Here is a 23,882-nt window from a genome sequence, read left to right as displayed (position 1 = left end):
CCTGTTCCTACGCCCCGAGTTCGCGGTCGATGAGGTCGAAGATCTCGTCGTCGGTGGCCGACGTGAGGTCCTGGTCGTCACCGTCGTCGTCCGGGGCCCGGTTCTCGTCGTTCAGCCTCGCCAGCAGCGCGGACAACCGTTCGGTGACGAGCGAGCGTTCACCGTCGCCCAGGGTCGCGACCGCGGCCTCCAGCCTGTCGAGTTCGGCGTGCACCGACGGCTCGTTCCCCAGGAGCAGCGACCGCAGGTGCGCGGCCAGCGCCGCCGCGTTCGGATGCTCGAACACCATCGTCACCGGCAGGCGCAGGCCCGTCGCGGCGTTGAGCCGGTTGCGCAGCTCCACCGCGGTCAGGGACTCGAAGCCGAGTTCCTTGAACGCCCGGTCCACGCCGATCGCCTGGGGCGAGGCGTATCCCAGCGCTTCGGAGACGTGGGTGGTCACCAGGCGCAGCAGCTCCCGCTCCTGCTCGGCGGGCGGCATCGCGGCCAGGCGCCGGGCGAACGTCCCGTCCGGACCATCGGTCTCCTCCACGGTCCGCCGTACGCCGGCGAGCTCGGCGAGCAGGGGCCGGGAGCGGGCCGAGGTGAAGGTCGAGGTGAAGACCTCCCAGTCCACGTCGGCGACGGCGGCGAAGGCCGGGCGTTCGGCGAGGACGCGCTCCAGCCTGTCCAGGGCCGTCCCGGGGTCGAGGAACGGCAGGCCCTGGCGGCGCAGGCGTTCCTCGTCCACCTCCTCGGGAAGGCGTTCGCTGTCCCAGACCCCCCAGGCGACGGAGATCGGGGCGTGCCCGTGGCGGCTCCTGCCGTACGCGGCGTAGGCGTCGAGGAAGGCGTTCGCGGCGGCGTACGCGCCGTGGTCACCGCTGCCCCAGACTCCCGCGATGGAGGAGAACAGGACGAAGGCGTCCAGGTCGTCGTGGTCGAGCAGCTCGTCCAGGTGTACGGCGCCGTTCACCTTGGCGGCCATCGCCTCGGCGAACTCGGCGACCGTGGTCTCGGCCAGCGAGGCCAGGCGCGCGGCGCTCGCGGCGTGCACCACCGTGCGGGGGACGTGCCCCTCGGAACGGAGCCGGTCGAGGAGCGAGGCGACCTCCGCGCGGTCGGCGACGTCGCAGCTCACGATCTCGACGGTGACGCCCAGCTCACCGAGCTCCCGCTCCAGCTTCGCCGCCCCCTCGGCGGCGGGCCCGCGGCGACCGGCCAGGACGAGGTGCTCGGCGCCGCGTCCCGCGAGCCAACGGGCGATGTGGGGTGCCAGCGCGCCGGTGCCACCGGTGATGAGCGCGGTGCCGGAGGTCCGGAACGTGGCGGGAGCGGTGATCGGTGCCCTGACCAGGCGCCGTACCAGGATGCCCGTGTCGCGGATCGCGACCTGGTCCTCCTCGTCGAGTCCCGCCAGTACGCCGCAGAGCCCGTCCCAGGCGGTCACGTCCGGTGCATCGGGCAGGTCCACCAGCCCGCCCCAGGTCCCGGGGTGTTCCAGCGCGGCCACCCGTCCGAGACCCCAGGTCTGGGCCTGGACGGGCTGCCGGACCGGGTCGTCCGGGCCGGTGGAGACGGCGCCGGAGGTGACCGACCACAGCGGGGAGGTCCATCCGGTGCCGGCCAGCGCCTGGACCAGGGTCAACATCCCCGCCACGCCGCCGGGGACGGCCGGGTGCCGGGGGTGGGGGCGTTCGTCGAGGGCGAGCAGGGAGAGCAGACCGGCCGGTTCGGCATGCTCGGCCAGCCTCCGGGTGAGCGTGTCGCGGTCGTCCGTACCATCGACGGTGAGGACCGCCGGCCGGGCACCGTGCCGTTCGAGCGCCTCCGTGGCCGCCCCGACGAGGTCGTGGTCGTGGTCCTCGGGGACGATCAGCAGCCAGTCACCGGACAGGGTGCCGGTCGCGGGGGACGAGGCCGCGGGCCGCCAGGCGATGTCGTACCCCCAGGTGTCCGTGACCGGGGCCTCACCACGATCGGACGGCAGCAGCCAGTAGCGTTGCCGTTGGAAGGGGTAGGTCGGCACGTCCAGATAAGGCGGCGCGTCACCGAAGGCCGGACTCCAGTCGACCTCCACACCGTGCACATACGCCTCGCCCAGCGACAGCAGGACCCGCTCCATACCGCCCTCATCACGGCGCAACGTGCCCACCACGGCCCCCTCGACCCCGGCCGCCTGAAGACTCTGCTCGATCCCGATCGTCAACACCGGATGCGGACTCATCTCCGCAAAAACCCGATGCCCCTGGCCGGCCAGCAACGACACCGCCTGCTCGAACCGAACCGGATGACGCAGGTTGTCCACCCAATACGAAGCATCCAACCCAGCGGCATCGAACACCCGCCCGTGCACCGTCGACACGAACGCCACCCCAGCCGACCGCGGCGCGATCCCCGCCAGCTCCTGAACCAGACGCGACCTGAGCCGCTCCACCTGAGGAGAATGCGAGGCGTAATCCACCGCGACCCGCCGCGCCCGGATCCCTTCGACATCACAACGAGCCAGCACTTCCTCCAGCGCCTCCGGCTCCCCCGACACCACGGTCACCTCGGGGCCGTTGTGCGCGGCCACCGACAACCGCTCCCCCCACCCGCCGATCAGCATCTCAGCGCGCTGTGCGGAGATCCCCAGCGACACCATGCCGCCCTGACCGGCCAGCACCCCCAGAGCGCGGCTGCGCAACGCCACCACCCGCGCACCATCAGCCAGCGACAACGCCCCCGCCACACACGCCGCCGCGATCTCCCCTTGCGAATGCCCCACCACCGCCACAGGCCGCACCCCGAACGAACCCCACACCTCAGCCAAACTCACCATCACCGCCCACAAAGCGGGCTGCACCAACTCCACCCGCTCCAACGACACCTCCCCCCGCAACACCCCCTCCAAAGAGAAATCCGTGTACGGCTCCAGCGCTTGAGCACACTCGGCAATGCGAGCCGCGAACACCGGCGAAGCATCCAGCAGTTGCGCACCCATCCCCACCCACTGCGCACCCTGACCGGGAAAAACGAACACCACCCCCGCATCCGCACCCACCAGCACCCGACCCCGCACCTGACGATCCCCCACCACCACCGCACGATGATCAAACCGAGCCCGACCCGACACCAACACCCGACCCACACCCGCCACAACCCCCACCGGCCACGAACGCCCACCCACCAACGCCACCTGATCAGCCAACGCCTCCACCGACCGACCCGACACCACCAACGGCACCGGGCCTACCACATCATCGGCCACCACCGACTCGACCGGACCCTGCTCCACGATCACATGCGCATTCGTGCCACTGGCGCCGAAGGAGGAGACTCCCGCCCGCCTGGGCCGACCCTCGTCGGGCCAGTTGCGCGCCTCGGTCAGCAGTTCCAGGGGACCCGCCGACCAGTCCACGTGCGGCGACGGCTCATCCACATGAAGGGTCTGCGGCAACACCCCGTGCCGCATCGCCATCACCATCTTGATCACACCCGCCACACCCGCGGCCGCCTGGGTATGACCGATGTTCGACTTCACCGACCCCAGCCAGAGCGGCCGGTCCCGCCCCTGGCCGTACGCCGCCGACAACGCCTGCGCCTCGATCGGATCGCCCAGCGTCGTCCCCGTACCGTGCGCCTCCACCGCGTCGACGTCATCCGGCGCCAGACCCGCACCGACCAGGGCCGAGCGCACCACCCGCTCCTGCGCCAGGCCGTTCGGCGCGGTCAACCCGTTCGACGCACCGTCCTGGTTCACCGCACTGCCCCGCACCACCGCCAGCACCCGATGACCGTTGCGCACCGCGTCCGACAACCGCTCCACCACCAGCACGCCCGCGCCCTCCGACCAGCCCGTGCCGTCGGCGGCGGCGGAGAACGGCTTGCACCGGCCGTCGGGGGCCAGGCCGCGCTGGCGGCTGAACTCGATGAACGGGGTCGGCGTGGGCATCACGGTGACCCCGCCGACCAGGGCGAGCGAGCACTCCCCCTGGCGCAGCGCGGTGGAGGCGAGGTGCAGGGCGACGAGCGAGGTGGAGCAGGCCGTGTCGACCGTGATCGCCGGACCCTCCAGACCGAAGGTGTAGGCGACCCGCCCGGTGGCGATGCTGCCGACGTTCCCGGACAGGAGATGACCTTCGAGCTCCGGCGGGAGACCGCGGGGGTCGGTGACGTAGTCGTGGTACATCACGCCCGCGAAGACGCCGGTGTCGCTGCCGCGCAGCGAGGACGGGTCGATGCCGGCCCGTTCGATCGCCTCCCAGGAGGTCTCCAGCAGCAGCCGTTGCTGCGGGTCCATCGCCAGCGCCTCACGCGGAGAGATCCCGAAGAACTCCGCGTCGAAGTCGCCGGCGTCGTGGAGGAAACCACCGGAGCGGGCGTAGCTGGTGCCCCGGTGGTCGGGGTCGGGATGGTAGACGGCGGGCCAGCCGCGGTCGGCGGGGAAGTCCCCGATCGCGTCCCGTCCCGCGAGGACGAGGTCCCACAGGTCCTCCGGTGAGCGGACCCCGCCGGGGAGGCGGCACGCCATCCCCACGATCGCGATGGGCTCGCCGGCCGGAGCCGGGCGGGCCTGGCGGGGGCGTTCGGGCTTGCCCTTCCGGAGGTACGTGGCCAGCGCCTCGGGGGTCGGGTGGTCGAACACCACGGTGGCCGGAAGCCTCAGCCCGGTCACCTGGTTCAGCCGGTTGCGCATCCGTACCGCGAGCAGCGAGTCGAATCCGAGGGACTTGAACGTGGTGTCGGTCCTGATCTCGCCGGTGCCGGAGTGGCCCAGGACGTCGGCCACCTGCGCGCGTACCAGGTCGAGGAGTTCGCGTTCGGTGAGGTCGTCGATCGCGGGGGCCGTGGGGGCGGCGTGGCGTACGGGAGCGCGCACGAGGTCGCGCAGCAGCGGCGTGACCGTCGCTCCGGCCGGTCGGCGGCGCGCCGAGGTGTCCAACCGCGCGGGGACGATCACCGGTGTGCCGGTGGCGAGGGCGGCGTCGAACAGTTCCAGGGCCTCCGGCGTCGGCATCGCGGTGACGCCGTTCTCGGCCCACCAGGTGACCTCGCTCTCCCGGAGGTCGCCGGTGAGGGCACTGCGCTGTGCCCATGCCCCCCAGACCAGCGACGTGGCCGGCAGCCCGAGGTCGTGGCGGTGCCGGGCGAGGGCGTCGACGTAGGCGTTGGCGGCGGCGTAGCTCGCCTGGCCGGGTGCCCCCAGGGTGCCGGACAGCGAGGAGAACAGGACGAACGCCGACAGGTCGTGCCCGCGGGTGAGCTCGTGCAGGTTCAGGGCGGCGTGGGCCTTCGGCCGCATGACCGCGTCCAGGCGTCCGGCGTCGAGAGCGTCGACCAGGGCGTCGTCGAGGACGGCGGCGGTGTGGACGACCGCCTTCAGGTCCGTGACCCGTTCCAGGAGGGTGGCGAGCGCGGCGCGGTCGGAGATGTCGCAGGCGGCCACGGTGACGTCGGCGCCCAGCGCGCGCAGCTCCGCGACGAGGTCCGCGGCACCGGGGGCGTCGGGACCGCGACGGCTGACGAGGAGGAGACGGCGGGCGTCGTGCCGGTCGACGAGGTGGCGGGCGATCCTCCCGCCGAGGGTTCCGGTCCCCCCGGTGATCAGTACGGTGCCGTCGAGGTCCAGCGGACCTTCGGGGACGGGCTGCTCGGCCCTGGCCAGCCGGGGGACGAGCGCCTTCCCGTCGCGGATCGCCAGCTGCGGCTCGTCCGGAAGCAGGACGGGCAGGTCCTCACCGGCGAGGTCCACCAGGACGAACCGGTCGGGGTGCTCGGACTGGGCCGAACGCAGCAGCCCCCACACGGGCGCGTGTTCCAGGTCGGCCGTCTCGCCGGCCGTGCCCGTGGCGACCGCGCCGCGCGTCAGCACCACGAGCCGGGCGGAGGCGAAGCGCTCGTCGGCCAGCCAGGTCCGCACCGTCCCCAGCGCCCATCGGGTCGCGTCCCGCGGCGGTGCCTCGACGAGCACCGTCTCCGGTACGGGCTCGGTGACGGAGGCGAGGTCCGGGTGGATCGCGGTCGCCGGGATCGGCCGGTCGCCCGGTGCCGGTTTCCACGTCACCGTGAACAGCGAGGAGGCGGAGCGTCCGGTGAGCCGCCGTTCCGGGACGGAGCGGACCGTGAGGGAGGACACCTCGACGACCGGCCGCCCGTCCTCGTCGGCCGCCTCCAGGCGGAAGGCGTCCGCGCCGGTGGGCGTCAGCCGTACCCGGAGGGTGGACGCGGTGCGCCCGTGCAGGCGGATGCCGTTCCAGGCGAACGGCAGCAGGACGTGTCCCTCGCCCGCCCGCATCTCGCGGGCGTGCAGCGCGGCGTCCAGCAGCGCGGGGTGGATGCCGAACCGGGTGGCGTCGTCCTCGTTGCCCGGCGGCAGGGTCACCTCGGCGTAGATCTCGTCGCCGCGGCGCCAGGCGGCGCGCAGGCCCTGGAACGCGGGCCCGTAGTCGTACCCCTGTTCGGCCAGCCGGTCGTAGCGGTCGCCGACCTCCATCGGCTCGGCTCCCGGCGGGGGCCACTGTTCCCGGCCGGTCACCGGCTCGTCCGGGGCCGGGCCGAGGAGGCCGGTGGCGTGGCGGGTCCAGGAGTCGGCGTCCTCGCGCCGCGAGTGGACGTGCACCGGCCGCCTGCCCGACCCGTCGTCGGCATCGGCGACGACCTGGAGGCGTACGCCGCCGTGTCCGGGCAGGACGAGCGGGGACTCCAGGGTGAGTTCCTCCACCTGGCCGTGGCCGGTCCGGCCGCAGGCGTGCAGGGCCAGCTCGGCGAAGGCCGCGCCGGGCATGAGGACGACGTCCCGTACGGCATGACCGGCCAGCCAGGGGTGGCTCTCCAGCGACACCGTGCCGGTCCACACCAGCCTGTCGCCGTCGGCGTCGTCCAGGACAGCGCCGAGGAAGGGGTGGGTCTCGGGCACCAGGCCCAGGCTGCGGGCGTCGGAGGCGGGGGGCGGGGCGTCGAGCCAGTAGCGTTGCCGTTGGAAGGGGTAGGTCGGCACGTCCAGGTACGGCGGCGCGTCGCCGAAGGCCGGGCTCCAGTCGACCTCGACACCGTGCACGTGTGCCTCGCCCAGCGACAGCAGGACCCGCTCCATGCCGCCCTCGTCGCGGCGCAGCGTGCCCACCGCGACCCCCTCGGCCCCGGCCGCCTCGAGGGTCTGCTCGATGCCGATCGTCAGCACCGGGTGCGGGCTCATCTCGGCGAAGATCCGGTACCCGTGCTCGACCAGCGTGGCGGTGGCCTCGGCCAGGCGTACCGGCCGGCGCAGGTTGTGATACCAGTACCGCGCGTCCAGCTCCCGGCCCTCGACCCGGTCACCGGTCACCGTGGACAGGAACGGGATCTCCGGAGCCAGCGGGGTGATCGACGACAACGACTCGATGATCTCCTCGCGTACCCGTTCCACCTGGGGTGAGTGTGAGGCGTAGTCCACCGGCAGCCGCCGGGCCCTGATCTCTTCGGCCTCGCAGCGGGCCAGGAGTTCCTGCAGCGCTTCGGGCTCTCCCGACACGACCGTGACCTCGGGGCCGTTGTGTGCGGCGATCGACAACCGCTCTCCCCAGTTGCTGATCAGCGCCTCGGCGCGTTGTGCGGACACTCCCAGCGAGACCATGCCGCCCTGGCCGGCCAGCACTCCCAACGCGCGGCTGCGCAACGCCACCACCCGCGCACCGTCGGCCAGCGACAACGCCCCCGCCACACACGCCGCCGCGATCTCCCCTTGCGAATGCCCCACCACCGCCACAGGCCGCACCCCGAACGACCCCCACACCCCGGCCAAGCCCACCATCACCGCCCACAGAGCGGGCTGCACCACCTCCACCCGCTCCAACGACACCTCCCCCCGCAACACCCCCTCCAAAGAGAAATCCGTGTACGGCTCCAACGCCCGAGCACACTCCGCGATCCGTTGTGCGAACACCGGCGAGGACTCCAACAGCCGCGCACCCATCCCCACCCACTGCGCACCCTGACCGGGAAAGACGAACACCACCCCTGAGTCCGCCCCCGCCAGCACCCGGCCCCGCACCTGACGATCCCCCACCACCACCGCACGATGATCAAACCGAGCCCGACCCGACACCAACACCCGACCCACACCCGCCACAACCCCCACCGGCCACGAACGCCCACCCACCAACGCCACCTGATCAGCCAACGCCTCCACCGACCGACCCGACACCACCAACGGCACCGGCCCGGAAACACCACCGGTACCCACCACCGGCTCGACCGGACCCTGCTCAACGATCACATGCGCATTCGTGCCGCTCATGCCGAACGACGACACCGCCGCGCGACGCGGCCCGCTCTTCTCCGGCCACTCCCGGGCCTGGGTCAGCAGTTCCAGGGCACCGGACGACCAGTCCACGTGCGGTGACGGCTCGTCGGCGTGGAGGGTGCGCGGCAACACCCCGTGCCGCATCGCCATCACCATCTTGATCACACCGGCGACACCGGCGGCCGCCTGGGTGTGGCCGATGTTGGACTTGATCGAGCCCAGCCAGAGCGGCCGGTCCCGCTCCCGGCCGTAGGTCGCCGACAGCGCCTGCGCCTCGATCGGGTCGCCCAGCGTCGTCCCCGTACCGTGGGCCTCGACCGCGTCCACCTCCGACGGCTCCAGCCCCGCGGCGGCCAGGGCCGAGCGCACCACCCGCTCCTGCGCCGGACCGTTCGGCGCCGTCAACCCGTTCGACGCACCGTCCTGGTTCACCGCACTGCCCCGCACCACCGCCAGCACCCGATGACCGTTACGCACCGCGTCCGAGAGCCGCTCGACCAGCAGCATGCCGACGCCCTCGGCGGCGCCGAACCCGTCGGCGGCGGCGGAGAACGGCTTGCACCGGCCGTCGGGGGCCAGGCCGCGCTGGCGGCTGAAGAAGCGGAACATGTCCGGGCTGGACATCACGGCGATGCCACCGGCCAGGGCGAGCGAGCACTCTCCCCGGCGCAGCGCCTGGGCGGCCAGGTGCAGCGACACGAGCGACGACGAGCAGGCCGTGTCCACGGTGAGCGCCGGTCCCTCCAGCCCGAGCAGGTAGGACACCCGTCCGGAGGCGACGCTGGCGGTGGTACCGGTGAGCAGGTGACCGTCGAAGCCCTCGGGCTGCTCGTGCAACCGCGTCAGGTAGTCCTGGTAGCTGAGGCCGACGAAGACACCGGTGTCGCTGCCGCGCGCCGAGGACGGGTCGATGCCCGCCCGTTCGAACGCCTCCCAGGAGGTCTCCAGCAGCAGCCGCTGCTGCGGGTCCATCGCCAGCGCCTCGTGCGGCGAGATCCCGAAGAAGGCGGCGTCGAACTCCAGCGCGTCGTGCAGGAACCCGCCGCCGCGCACGTAGCTCTTGCCGGGACGGTCGGGATCGGGGTCGTACAGCCCCTCCAGGTCCCAGCCGCGATCGGTGGGGAGGTCGCCGATCGCGTCCCGGCCCTCCGCCACCAGCTCCCACAGGTCCTCCGGAGAACGCACGCCGCCGGGGAAACGGCACGCCATTCCCACGATCGCGATCGGCTCGTCGGCGGCGACGGCAGGAGCCGAGGGCAGGTGACGCACGGTGCCGGTCAGTCTCTCCACCAGGTGCCGGGCGAGGGCCTCCAGCGTCGGGTGGTCGAAGACCAGCGTCACGGGCAGTCGCACGCCGGTCGCGGTGCTCAGGCGGTTGCGCAGGTCCACGCCCAGCAGCGAGTCGAATCCGAGGTCCTTGAACGGCAGCCCCGTCCGGACCGCGGCCGGGTCGTCGTGGTGCAGCACCGTGGCGGCCTGGGTCCGTACCAGATCCAGCACCGCGCGTTCGCGGTCCGCCTCGTCCATGGCCGCGAGGCGGGACGCGAAGGAGGACCCGGTGTCGTCGGTGTTCTCCGCGGCGATCCCGCGCACCTCGGGCACGGCGGACAGCAGGGGCCTGGGACGGGACGCGGTGAACGCCAGATGGAAGCGGCGCCAGTCGATGTCGGCCACGACGACGGCGGTCTCGTCGTGGTCGACCGCCTGCCGCAGGGCCTGGAACGCCAGGTCCTCCGGGAGTTCCCGCAGCCCGTGGGAGCGGTGTACCTCGTCGCGCGTCCAGTCGCCCCAGTGCACCACGGTGGCGGGCAGCCCGTCGGCGCGCCGACGCCGCGCGAGCGCTTCGAGGTAGGCGTGACCGGCCGCCGTACCGGCCTGTCCCGGTGTGCCCAGGGTTCCCGCGAGGGAGGAGAACAGTACGAAGGCGTCCAGGTCACCGGTGAGCTCGCCGAGGATCGTGGCGCCTTCCAGGTGGATCCGGGCGGCGTCGGCGATCCGTTCGGGGGTCGGCTCGGCCGAAGGCTCGTCGTCCTCGGCCGCGTCGGTGTGCACGACGGCCGTGAGGGGGTGATCGGCGGGGATCGACGCGAGCAGGGCGGCGACGGCGTCCCGGTCCGTGATGTCGCAGGCGGCGAAGGTGACCGCGTCACCGAGCACGGTCCGCAGGTCGTCCGCGCCGGGGGCCTCCGGTCCGCGACGACCGGCCAGCAGGACGCGGTCGGCCCCGGCCTCGGCGAGGGCACGGGTGATCTGGACGGCGGCCGTCCCCGTGCCGGTGACCAGCACCGTTCCGCGGGGCGTCCATGTCCGGACCGGGCGGGCAGCGCCCAGCGGAGCCCTCATCAGACGGCGTACCAGGACGCCCTGGTCGCGGACGGCCACCTGGTCCTCGTCGCCGGCGGCCGCGAGCACCCCGGCCAGGCGCGTCGCCGTGTCCCGCGTCGTCCGCCCGGGCAGGTCGATCAGGCCGCCCCGGCGGGCGGGCCGTTCCAGTGCCAGCACCCGGCCGAGTCCCCAGACCGCCGCCTGCCGGGGGTTGGCAGGGGAGTCGGCCTCGTCGGTCGTGACCGCTCCGCACGTCACCAGCCAGAGCGGTGCCTCGATGCGCGCCTCGGCGAGTGCCCGTATCAGCCGGGTGGTCGGCTCCAGGGCCGCCGTCTCGTCGAGGGCGAGCAGGGACAGCGTTCCGGAGACGTCCGCGTACCCGGCGAGGGACGCGACGGATCCGTCCGCCGGCACCGGGACGACGACGGGGGTCGCGCCGTGCAGGCGGAGGGTCTCCGCGCAGAGGTTCGCGAGCGGCCCGTCCTCGTGGCGCGGCGGTACGGCGATCAGCCATCGCCCGGAGAGTTCCACCGCGTCCGGGACGGGACCGGCCTGCCATTCGACGCGGTAGCGGCACTCGTCCACGGTGGGAGTTCCGGCCCTGCCCGCCGGGGAGACGGTGGAGGTCAGCCAGTAGCGTTGCCGTTGGAAGGGGTAGGTCGGCACGTCCAGATACGGCGGCGCGTCACCGAAGGCCGGACTCCAGTCGACCTCCACACCGTGCACGTGCGCCTCGCCCAGCGACAGCAGGAACCGCTCCATACCGCCCTCATCACGGCGCAACGTACCCACCGCGACCCCCTCGACCCCGGCCGCCTGAAGACTCTGCTCGATCCCGATCGTCAACACCGGATGCGGGCTCATCTCCGCAAAAACCCGATGCCCCTGATGCGCCAGCAACGACACCGCCTGCTCGAAGCGGACCGGATGACGCAGGTTGTCCACCCAATACGAAGCATCCAACCCAGCGGCATCGAACACCCGCCCGTGCACCGTCGACACGAACGCCACCCCAGCCGACCGCGGCACGACCCCCGCCAACTCCCCCACCAGACGCGACCTGAGCCGCTCCACCTGAGGAGAATGCGAGGCGTAATCCACCGCGACCCGCCGCGCCCGGATCCCTTCGACATCACAACGGGCCAGCAGTTCCTCCAGCGCCTCCGGCTCCCCCGACACCACCGTCACCTCGGGGCCATTGTGCGCGGCCACCGACAACCGCTCCCCCCACTCGCCGATCAGCGCCTCGGCCCGCTGTGCGGAGACCCCCAGCGACACCATGCCGCCCTGACCCGCCAGCACCCCCAACGCACGACTGCGCAACGCCACCACCCGCGCACCGTCCTCCAGCGACAACGCCCCCGCCACACACGCCGCCGCGATCTCCCCTTGCGAATGCCCCACCACCGCCACAGGCCGCACCCCGAACGACCCCCACACCCCAGCCAACCCCACCATCACCGCCCACAACGCCGGCTGCACCACCTCCACCCGCTCCAACGACACCTCCCCCCGCAACACCCCCTCCAAAGAGAAATCCGTGTACGGCTCCAACGCCCGAGCACACTCCGCGATCCGAGCCGCGAACACCGAAGAGGACTCCAGCAGCCGCGCACCCATCCCCACCCACTGCGCACCCTGACCGGGAAAAACGAACACCACCCCTGAGTCCGCCCCCGCCAGCACCCGACCCCGCACCTGACGATCCCCCACCACCACCGCACGATGATCAAACCGAGCCCGACCCGACACCAACACCCGACCCACACCCGCCACAGCACCCACAGGCCATGAGCGCCCACCCACCAACGCCACCTGATCAGCCAACGCCTCCACCGACCGACCCGACACCACCAACGGCACCGGACCCACCACATCACCGGCCACCACCACCGACTCGACCGGACCCTGCTCCACGATCACATGCGCATTCGTGCCGCTGATCCCGAACGATGACACCCCGGCCCGACGCGGCCGACCCTCATCCGGCCATTCGCGGGCCTGGGTCAGCAACTCCACCGCACCCGACGACCAGTCCACATGCGGCGACGGCTCGTCCACATGAAGGGTCTGCGGCAACACCCCGTGCCGCATCGCCATCACCATCTTGATCACACCCGCCACACCCGCAGCCGCCTGCGCATGCCCGATGTTCGACTTCAACGACCCCAGCCAGAGCGGCCGATCCCGATCCTGCCCATAGGTGGCGAGCAGGGCATCCGCTTCGATGGGGTCACCGAGGGTGGTTCCGGTGCCGTGGGCCTCGACCGCATCCACCTCCGATGGGGCAAGCCCCGCGGCGGCCAGCGCCGAGCGCACCACCCGCTCCTGCGCCGGACCGTTCGGCGCCGTCAACCCGTTACTGGCGCCGTCCTGATTGACCGCACTGCCCCGCACCACCGCCAGCACCCGATGACCACGCCGCACCGCGTCCGACAACCGCTCCACCACCAGCACACCCACACCCTCGGACCACGTGGTGCCGTCCGCCGACGCAGCGAACGACTTGCACCGCCCATCAGCGGCCAACCCACCCTGACGGGAGAACTCCACGAACATCCCCGGATTGGCCATCACCGTCACCCCACCGGCCAACGCCAGCGAACACTCCCCCGCCCGCAACGCCTGCACCGCCTGATGCACCGCCACCAACGACGACGAACACGCCGTGTCCACCGTCACCGCCGGACCCTCCAACCCCAGCGTGTACGCCACCCGCCCCGACACCACACTCGACGTCGTCCCGGTCAGCAGGTGGCCTTCGAAGCCCTCCGGAGGGGAGTGCAGCGGAGCGGCGTAGTCCTGGGCGATGGCGCCGATGAAGACGCCGGTGTCGCTGCCGCGCAACGACGACGGATCGATCCCCGCCCGCTCGAACGCCTCCCACGAGGCCTCCAGCACCAACCGCTGCTGCGGATCCATCGCCAACGCCTCACGCGGAGAAATCCCGAAGAACCCCGCATCGAACTCCCCCGCACCCACCAAGAACCCACCCGACCACCCCCCCGACACCCCCCACCCCCGATCCGTCGGAACACCACCCACCACATCCCGGCCCCCGGCCACCACCTCCCACAACTCCTCCGCGGACGACACCCCACCCGGAAAACGACACGCCATCCCCACGATCGCGATCGGCTCCCGCGAGCGTGCCTCCACGTCGTGCAGGCGCTGCCGCGTCTCCTTCAGCTCGATGGTGACCCGGCGGAGGTATTCGACGAGCTGCTCGTCATTCGCCATGGGTGAGCTCCTTGTCGATGAAGCTGAGGAGGTCGTCGACGGAGGCCTCCCGCAGCAGTTCCGCGACGTCCGAGGCCGGGGCCGCGGGCGGCTCCGGAAGTGATCGCGCGGGGGCCGGGTCCGGTGGGCCCAGCCGGTCGCGCAGGTATCGGACCAGGGCCGAGGGGTTCGGGTGGTGGAACAGCAGTGCGGCGGGGAGCCGCAGGCCGGTGGCGGTGTTCAGCCGGTTGCGCAGCTCGATCGAGGTGAGCGAGTCGAACCCGAGGTCCTTGAAGCTGGCCCCGTCGTCGATCGAGTCGGTCGCGCCGTGACCGAGCACGGCCGCGGCGTGCGTGCGGACCAGGCCGACCAGGATCTTCTCCTGCTCGTCGGGGGCCGTGCCTTCGAGGCGTTCGCGCAGCGTCCCGTCCCGTCCGGGAGCGGCTCCCGAGGCGGGTCCGGCCGCGGATTCGGTCGCGGATTCGGTCGCGGATTCGGTCGCGGATTCGGTCGCGGATTCGGTCGCGGATTCGGTCGCGGAGGCCGCGGGCAGGAGCCCTCGCAGCACCGGGGACACGTTCCCGCCCGCGCGCAGCGCGCCGAGGTCCAGCCGCGCCGGTACGGCCGTCGTCTCGGCCCCGTCCATCGCCAGGTCGAACAGGGCGAGCGCGTCCGCCGCGGACATCGGCCGCAGCCCGGATCGTGTCATGCGTGCCCGGTCGGCGGCCGAGAGCCGCCCGGCCATGCCTCCGGGCTCCTCCCACGGTCCCCACGCGATGGACGTGGCCGCGAGCCCGTTCACGCGCCGGTGCTGGGCGAGCGCGTCGAGCACCGCGTTGGCCGCGGCGTAGTTGCCCTGGCCCGCGCCGCCCAGGGTGGCCATGACAGAGGAGAACAGGACGAACGCCGACAGATCGTACCCGCGGGTGAGCTCGTGCAGGAGAAGCGCGGAGCCGGCCTTGGCGCGCAGTACCGCGTCCAGCCGTTCCGGTGTCAGCTCGGAGATCACCGCGTCGTCGAGGATCCCGGCCGCGTGCACGACGGCGGCCAGCGGATGCGCGGGGGGTACGGCGTTCAGGAGTTCCGTGACGGCCCGGCGGTCGGCGACGTCGCAGGCGGCGTGCGTGACCGTCGCGCCCAGCCCGGCGAGCTCGTGCCGCAGCCGTGCGGCGCCGGGATCGGAGGGACCGCGCCGGGAGGCCAGGACGAGGTGGCGGATCCCGTGGGCGGTGACCAGGTGCCGGGCGAGGGCCGTGCCGAGCGCCCCGGTGCCGCCGGTGATCAGGACGGTCCCCTCCGGGTCGGGCCGCCGTGGCACGGTGAGCACGACCTTGCCGACGTGCCCGGCCCTGCCGACGAACCTGAACGCCTCGGATGCCCGGCGCACGTCCCAGGAGGTGACCGGCAGCGGTGCCAGCGTCCCGTCCGACAGCAGCGGCATGATCTCCGACAGCATGCGGCCGATCCGCTCGGGTCCGAGGTCGAGCAGGTCGAAGGCGTGGTAGCGCACACCGGCCGGGTCACGCGGGTCGGTCTTGCCGAGCTCCACGAAACGTCCCCCCGGTGCGAGCAGCCGCAGGGAGGCGTCGGTGAGCTCCCCGGCGAGGGAGTTGAGGACGACGTCCACCCCGTGTCCCGCCGTGGCCGCGCGGAACCGGTCCTCGAACTCGGCGGTACGCGAGGAGGCGACGCGCCCGCGCGGCAGGCCGAGCGCTCCGAGGGCGTCGAGGGCGCCGTGCTTGCGGGGGGAGGCCGTGCCGTACACCTCGGCGCCGAGGTGCCGGGCGAGCCGGACCGCGGCCATGCCGACCCCGCCCGCCGCGGAGTGGATCAGTACGGACTCGCCGCGCCGCAGGTCCGCCAGCTCGACCAGCGCGTGGTAGGCGGTCAGGTAGGCGATGGGCGCCGAGGCGGCCTGGGCGTCCGTCCAGCCGGCGGGAATCGGCGCGACGACCCGGTGGTCGGTCACGGCGACCGGGCCGAAGGCGCCGGAGAACACGCCCATCACCCTGTCGCCCGGCGCGAGGCCGGTGACCCCCGGCCCCACCTCGGTGATCACACCCGCGGCCTCCAGCCCCGGCGGACCGGGATCGCCCGGGTAGTGGCCCAGCGCGCCGAGCACGTCACGGAAGTTCACCCCGGCCACGCGGACCGCGACCCGCACCTGCCCGGCCGAGAGCGGTGCGGCAGCCTCGGGGCAGGGCTCCGGCGACAGCCCGTCCAGGGTTCCGCGCCTGACGACCGCCAGCCTCCAGGGCGTCTCCGGCTCGCCCGCGCCACCGGTGCGGGGCGGCGCCGGCATGTCCGCCCGTTCGGTGACGGCCCTCGCCAGACGGGGTACGCGGAGGGCGCCTGCGCGCAGGGCGAGCTGGGGTTCGCCCGTGGCGAGCGCGGCGGGGACGAGCGCAGCGGACTCGCCGCCGGTGTCGTCGGTGTCGCCGATGTCCAGCAGCACCAGGCGGCCGGGTTGTTCGGACTGGGCCGAGCGCACCAGGCCCCACACGGCGGCCTGGGCCAGGTCGGTGACGTCCTCCCCGGGCTCCGTCGCCACCGCGCCGCGGGTCAGCACCACCAGCCGTGAGGAGGCGAACCGGTCGTCGGCGAGCCAGCCGCGTACCAGGTTCAGGACGCGATGGGTGACGGCGTGGACGTCGCCCCCGCCGGGACACTCGACGGCGACCAGCTCGGGCACCGGCGTCCCCAGCGTGGTCAGGTCAGGGTCGTCCCCCGGTATGACGACCGGCTCGGCGAACGGCCCGGCCGCGGAGCCGGGAAGCGGCAGGACGGGCCACTCCAGCCGGAACATCGCGTCCGCGGGTGCGTCGGGAACTCCCGCGGACGGGCGCAGGACCAGTTCCTCGATCGACAGGACGACGTCACCGGCCTCGTCGACGGCGGTCAGCGTGACCGCGCCGTCCTTGCCGTCCCCGCCCACGGGTGCCAGCCGTACCCGGAGGGTCTGCGCGCCGGTCGCGGTGAGCGACGCGCCGCCGAACGTGAACGGCACGACCGGAGAGCCGTCTCCGGCCGCGCGGCCGGCCCAGGGGTGCAGTGCGGCGTCGAGCAGAGCGGGGTGCAGCCCGAACCCGCCGCGCGTCAGGCCCGCCGGGACCCTCACCTCGGCGTACACCTCCTCACCCCGGTGGAAGGCGGCGCGCAGCCCGCGGAAGGCGGGGCCGTAGGCGTACCCCCGGGCGGCCAGCGCCTCGTACAGGCCGTCGATCGCGATGCCGGTCGAGGCGGGATCGTCCGGGGACGGCCAGCCGGGCACGACGGCCGCGACGGGTACGGCGGGCTCGTCGGCCGGGGGGACGACGGAGGCTGCGGGGGCTGCGGGGGCTGCGGGGGCTGCGGGGGTCGCGAGGGCTGCGGGGGCTGCGGAGGTGAGGACGCCGCCGCCGTGCCGGATCCAGTCGCCGTCCGGAAGGCGGCTGTAGACGGTCAGGGCCCTGCGCCCCTCGGCGTCACGGGCGGCGACCGAGAGCTGCAGCTCGACGTGGCCGTGCTCGGGCGGCGTCACCGGCCGTTCCAGGGTGAGTTCCTCCACGCGGGGACATCCGGTCCGCGCGCCCGCGTGCCAGGCCAGTTCGAGCAGCGCGGTCCCGGGCAGCATCACCGTCCCGCCGATCGCGTGGTCGGCGAGCCACGGATGCGAGGCGCGTGACAGCCGCGCCGTGAACACCGTCTCCCCGGTGGAGGCCGACTCCACGGCGGGTCCCAGCACGGGATGACCGGACGGCCCCGACGACCCCGACGACCCCGACGACACTGCCGGTGGCGACTCCAGCCAGTAGTGCCGCCGCTGGAACGGGTAGGTCGGCAGCGGGGCGGGGCGCGCACCGTCGAAGAACGCGGCCCAGTCCGCACCGGCGCCGCGTACCACGGCCGTCGCCAGCGCGGTGGTCGCCGTCAGCGCCTCGGGCCTGTCCCTGCGCAGTACCGGCACGAACGCCGCGCCGTCGACGCACTCGGCTCCCATCGCGGACAGCACCGCGTCCGGCCCGAGCTCCAGGAACGTGCGGGCCCCTTCGGCGTGCAGTGTCCGTACGGCGGCCAGGTAGCGCACCGGTTCGCGTACCTGGCGTACCCAGTAGGCGGCGGAGAGGTCGGTGATCTCCCCGGTCACGGTGGACACGATCGGGACGCGCGGCGCGGAGTGGGTCAGTCCCGCGGCCACCTCCTCGAAGTCGCGGAGCATCCCGTCCATGCGCGGTGAGTGGAACGCGTGGCTCACCCGCAGCTCACGGGTCCTTCGTCCGCGCGCCTCGAAGTGCGCTCCGACCTCCCGTACGGGGGCCTCGTCACCGGAGACGACGACGGCGGACGGCCCGTTGACCGCGGCGAGGCCCATCTCGTGCTCCCGCCCGGCCAGCAGGGGGAGCAGTTCCTCCTCCGACGCCTCGACGGCGACCATCGCCCCGCCTTCCGGCAGCGCGTCCATGAGGCGGCCCCGTGCCGCCACCAACGCGCACGCGTCGCGCAGCGACAGCACCCCGGCCACGTGGGCCGCGGCCAGCTCCCCGACGGAGTGACCGGCCAGGAGGTCCGGCCGCAGACCCCAGTGCTCCAGCAGCCGGAACGACGCGACCTCGAGGGCGAACAGCGCGGTCTGGGTGAACGCGGTCCGGTCGAGCGCGGCGTCCGGCTCGTCACCGAACACGACGCGCGCCAGCGGCCGGTCCAGGTGCGCGTCCAGCTCGGCCCAGACCTCCTCCAGCGCCCGGGCGAACACCGGGTACGTCGCGTGGAGTTCACGTCCCATCGCGTGCCGCTGGCCGCCCTGCCCGGCGAACAGGAACGCGAGCCTGCCCGGCACCGCGCCCCGGAGCACGCCGGGGGTCTCGTCTCCCGCGGCGAGTGCCTCCAGCGCCCGCCGGAAGTCCTCCGGTGCCGAGGCGACCACGGCCGCGCGGCGGGTCAGGGTCGCCCGCGTCGTGGCCAGGGCGCGTCCCACCTCGGCCGGGGTGTGCGACGGATGGCGGTCCAGGTGCTCGCGCAGCCGTGCCGCCTGGTCGCGCAGCGCCTGCTCGTTCTTCCCGGAGAGGATCCACGGCATCGGCACGTCGGCCTTCGCCACCGGCTCCGACAGCGCCGGGCCCGGGACACGGGTGTCCGTCACCGCCTCCGACGGCACCGGGCCCACCGCATCACCGATACTCACCACCGGCTCGACCGGACCCTGCTCCACGATCACATGCGCGTTCGTGCCACTGATCCCGAACGACGACACCCCGGCCCGACGCGGCCGACCCTCATCCGGCCAGTCGCGGGCCTCGGTCAGCAACTCCACCGCACCCGACGACCAGTCCACATGCGGCGACGGCTCATCCACATGCAACGTCCGCGGCAACACCCCGTGCCGCATCGCCATCACCATCTTGATCACACCGCCGACACCCGCAGCCGCCTGCGCATGCCCGATGTTCGACTTCACCGACCCCAACCACAACGGCCGATCCCGCCCCTGCCCATAGGTCGCGAGCAACGCCCTGGCCTCGACGGGGTCGCCCAGTTTCGTCCCCGTGCCGTGGGCCTCGACCGCGTCCACGTCCCCCGGCGCCAGCCCTGCCGCGGCCAGGGCCGAGCGCACCACCCGCTCCTGCGCGAGACCGTTCGGCGCCGTCAACCCGTTACTGGCGCCATCCTGGTTCACCGCACTGCCCCGCACCACCGCCAGCACCCGATGACCACGCCGCACCGCGTCCGACAACCGCTCCACCACCAGCACGCCCACACCCTCGGACCACGTGGTGCCGTCCGCCGACGCAGCAAAAGACTTGCACCGCCCATCAGCGGCCAACCCACCCTGACGGGAGAACTCCACGAACATCCCCGGATTGGCCATCACCGTCACCCCACCGGCCAACGCCAGCGAACACTCCCCCGCCCGCAACGCCTGCACCGCCTGATGCACCGCCACCAACGACGACGAACACGCCGTGTCCACCGTCACCGCCGGACCCTCCAACCCCAGCGTGTACGCCACCCGCCCCGACACCACACTCGACGTCGTACCGGTCAGGCCGTATCCCGCCGTCTCCCCCGCGGTCTCGTGGAGGCGCGGCCCGTAGTCGGTGGGCATCGCGCCGATGAAGACGCCGGTGTCGCTGCCGCGCAACGACGACGGATCGATCCCCGCCCGCTCGAACGCCTCCCACGACGCCTCCAGCACCACCCGCTGCTGCGGATCCATCGCCAACGCCTCACGCGGAGAAATCCCGAAAAACCCCGCATCGAACTCCCCCGCACCCACCAAGAACCCACCCGACCACCCCCCCGACACCCCCCACCCACGATCCACCGGAACACCACCCACCACATCCCGACCCCCGGCCACCACCTCCCACAACTCCTCCGCAGACGACACCCCACCCGGAAAACGACACGCCATCCCCACGATCGCGATCGGCTCACCGGCCGACGTCACGGCCGGTGCCGCAGCATGGAACGCGGCCGGGCCGGTACGCAGGTGCGCGGCCAGGGCCGAGGGAGTCGGGTGGTCGTACACGGCGGTGCTCGGCAGCCGGAGGCCGGTGGCGGCGGTGAGCCGGTCGCACAGCTCGACGGACATGGGCGAGTCGAAGCCGAGGTCCTTGAAGGTCAGGTCCATCTCCACCGCGTCGGCGGAGTAGTGCCCCATGACCGCGGCCACCTGCGCGCGCACCACACCCTCGGCGCCCTCGACACCCCGGACGTCGCCTCCCTCCTCGGGCTGCGAGGCCGCGGGAACCGCGGGCCCGGCCGAAGCGGGCATCGGGAGCGGACCGGCCACGCCGTCCAGCCAGTGACGCCGCCGCTGGAACGCGTACCCCGGCAGGTCCACGGCCCGTGCGTCCGGGAAGACGGCGTCCCAGTCCACGGCCGCCCCCGCGACCTGGGCCTCGGCCAGCGACGTCAGGAACCGGTCCATCCCGCCCTCGTCGCGGCGGAGCGTGCCGAGGGCGACGGCGTCACCGATGGCGTCACGGCCGGGGTCACGGGCAGGGTCACGGCCGGGTTCACCGGCGCCGAGGGTGTCCCTGACGCCCCCCGTGAGCAGCGGGTGCGGGCTGATCTCCAGGAAGAGGTCGTGACCGTCGGCGGCCAGCGCGCGTACCGTCTCCTCGAAGCGGACCTGGCCGCGCAGGTTCCGGTACCAGTAGCCGGCGTCCAGCTCGCGGGTGTCCAGCGGGGACGCGGTGACGGTCGAGTAGAACGCCGTCCCCGATGCTGTCGGCCGGAGACCGGCCAGCGCGTCGAGGAGCGGGTCCCGTACGGCGTCGACGTGGGCACAGTGGGAGGCGTAGTCCACCGCGACCCGCCGCACCCTGACGCCCTCGGCCTCGCAGGCGGCCTGCATCTCGCCCAGCGCGTCGAGGTCACCGGAGACCACGACCGAGGAGGGCCCGTTCACCGCGGCGACCACGAGCCGGTCGCCCCAGCGGGCCAGCCGTTCCCGGGTCCGGTCGGCGGGGAGCGCCACCGACAGCATGCCGCCGCGCCCGGAGACGGCCGACATCGCCCGGCTGCGCAGGGCGACCACCCGCGCGGCGTCGTCCAGCGACAGGGCGCCCGCCACGTACGCGGCGGCGACCTCTCCCTGGCTGTGGCCGACGACCGCGGCGGGCTCGACACCGTGGGAACGCCACAGGGCCGCCAGCGACACCATCTGCGCGAACAGCGCGGGCTGTACGACCTCGTCCCCCTCCAGGGGCCCGCCGCCGCCCAGCAGGTCGATGAGGGAGAGGCCCAGGTACGGGTCGAAGGCGCGCGAGCACGCGGCCATCCGCTCGCGGAACGCCGGGGCGGTCTCCAGGAGCCGGGCCGCCATGCCGGTCCACTGGGAGCCCTGTCCCGGGAAGACGAACGCGATCCGTCCGCCACCGGCCCTCCCGGTGCCCCGTACGAGGCCGGGGGCGGGTTCCGCGCGCGCCAGCCCGGTCAGGCCTCGCAGCAGTCCGGCGCGGTCGGCCGCCACGACGGCGGCGCGGTGTTCGAAGGCGGTCCTGGTCGTGGCGAGCGAGTGACCGAGGTCCACGAGCTCCGAGATGTCTGCAATACCGAGATCCGGGTCGCTCTCCAGCCGGGCCAGCAGCCGTTCCGCCTGCGCGCGCAACGCCGCCTCGCTCCTGGCGGAGACCGGCCAGACCATCGGGGTCCCGGTGCGACGGGCGTGCGGCCCGGGGAGGGGCCGCGGGGCCGGGGGCTCGGAGAGCAGGACGTGGCAGTTGGTCCCGCCCATGCCGAAGGAGCTCACCCCGGCGACGAGCGGGCGGTCCGCGTCGGGCCAGGGACCGGTCTCGGTCTGGACGCGCAGGCGCAGCGCGTCCATCGGGATCCGGGGGTTGGGCGTCTCGAAGTGCAGGCTCGGCACCAGTTCCCTGCGGGCGACGCAGAGCGCGGCCTTGACCAGCCCGGCGATCCCGCCCGCGCCCTCGAGGTGCCCGATGTTGGTCTTCACCGAGCCGACCCGCAGCGGCGCACCCTCGAACGCGGCGCCGAGCGCGCGCGCCTCGACCGGGTCACCGACGGCGGTGCCGCTGCCGTGCAGCTCGACGTACTGCACCTCGCCGGGCCGTACGCCCGCGTGGTCGAGGGCCCGCCGGATGACGTCCTCCTGCGCCGTCGCCTCCGGGGTCGTCAGGGTGGGGCCGGCGCCGTCGTTGCCGGTCGCGGTGCCGCGGATCACGCAGTGGATCCGATCGCCGTCGGCCAGGGCGGCGGACAGGGGTTTGAGCACGACGACGGCGCCCCCCTCGCCGCGCACGTACCCGTTCGCGCGGGCGTCGAAGGTGGCGCACCGGCCGTCGGGGGACAGCCCGCCGAACGCCGCGGAGACGATCGTGCTGTCCGGGGCGATCATCAGGTTGACGCCGCCAGCGAGCGCGAGGGTGGACTCCCCGCCGCGCAGGCTCTCGCAGGCCAGGTGCACGGCCACCAGGGAGGAGGACTGGGCCGTGTCGACGGTCAGGCTCGGCCCGCGCAGGCCGAAGGTGTAGGAGAGCCGGTTGGCGATGACGCCGCGGTTCAGGCCGGTCATCGCGTGGGAGGTGACGGCCCCGGCGCCGTGGCGGGCCGTCAGGGCGGCGTAGTCGTCCCAGATCGCGCCCGCGAAGACTCCCGTACGGCTCCCGCGCAGGCTGGACGGGACGATCCGGGCGTCCTCCAGGGCCTCCCAGCCGAGTTCCAGCATGAGCCGCTGCCGCGGGTCCATGGCCGCGGCCTCCCGGGGGGAGATGCCGAAGAAACCGGGGTCGAACCGGTCGATCCTCTCGACGAATCCCCCGCGCCGGTCGACGTCCCCGGAACGATCCGCGGGAGCCTCGGTGATCGCGTCCACACCGTCCCTGAGCAGCGTCCAGAACTCCTCCACGCCGGTGGCGCGGGGGAACCGGCAGGAGACCCCGATGATCGCTATGGCGTCGTGACGACTTTTCCGCACACCGAAATTGCTCATCCGCACAACCTTGCTCCCCCGAAAGTGGGCAGGACGGCACCCACTCAAAGCCCCAGTTGCTGCACTTCGATATAGCTACGATCAAAGATCGACTTTAGGCGGACATGAACGACATGAGCGATAGTACGTCGTCGAGTGACCCGTGGGACACCCGCCCCGATATTTATCTATTACGACCACATTCTCACTGAGAGTGACCAGGTTAAGCGGACAAAAGTCATTCACGCGACAGAAGTCGGCCGTTAACAGAGAGGGCATCAAAGTGCCCATCGCATCACTGTCGGCCGTCTGACCAGCGCCGAATTCGAAGCGTCACCGTCGAGCGGAAATGACGGGCCGACCGATAAATAAGAATGGGGCGTCCGAAAGGAGTGTGGAACGCGCCAATGAACTCGCGGGCGAGCGTTCGTACGTCATCGTCCTGAATCGACCGTTTCATCTGCCGTCGAATCACCCGCGCGGACACCGCCGGATTCGGGTGCGGGCCTTCGCCACGGCGACAGCACGACGACCGCACGACGACCGCACGACGGCTGAATGGCGGCCGGGCGGTGGATTCACCGGCACCCCGGGAACGACGCGCCGATCATGAGGGAAGCGCGACCGTGTCCTCCCAGGCCATCCTGGCCGGTGAGGCCTCCTCGCCCCTCCCGGTCACGG

The 23,882-nt window shown here is 73.0% G+C and carries 2 protein-coding genes; both read right to left on the bottom strand.

All coding sequences use genetic code 11. The features are described 5' to 3' along the window. Positions 1–7: 7 nt before the first annotated feature. The gene (locus ABD832_RS20030; RefSeq protein WP_344897498.1) at positions 8–13,807 is read right to left on the bottom strand and encodes an SDR family NAD(P)-dependent oxidoreductase; all 13,800 of its coding nucleotides are present in this window, start codon (positions 13,805–13,807) and stop codon (positions 8–10) included. Beyond that, a complete protein-coding gene (locus ABD832_RS20025) occupies positions 13,797–23,222 on the bottom strand; it encodes a type I polyketide synthase (protein WP_344897495.1) in 9,426 nt (3,141 codons plus the stop codon). The genes ABD832_RS20030 and ABD832_RS20025 overlap by 11 nt, the downstream gene beginning before the upstream one ends. Positions 23,223–23,882 lie beyond the last annotated feature (660 nt).

This window comes from Streptosporangium longisporum (assembly GCF_039534895.1).
Classification (GTDB): Bacteria; Actinomycetota; Actinomycetes; order Streptosporangiales; family Streptosporangiaceae; genus Streptosporangium; species Streptosporangium longisporum.
Note: the sequence above shows the minus strand (reverse complement) of the source record. Positions and strands in the feature narration are given on the sequence as shown.

What these genes read in the sequence shown, in the direction of transcription:
- ABD832_RS20030 (WP_344897498.1), bottom strand. Translation starts at nt 13,807, where the DNA reads ATGGCGAATGACGAGCAGCTCGTCGAATACCTCCGCCGGGTCACCATC.
- ABD832_RS20025 (WP_344897495.1), bottom strand. Translation starts at nt 23,222, where the DNA reads ATGAGCAATTTCGGTGTGCGGAAAAGTCGTCACGACGCCATAGCGATC.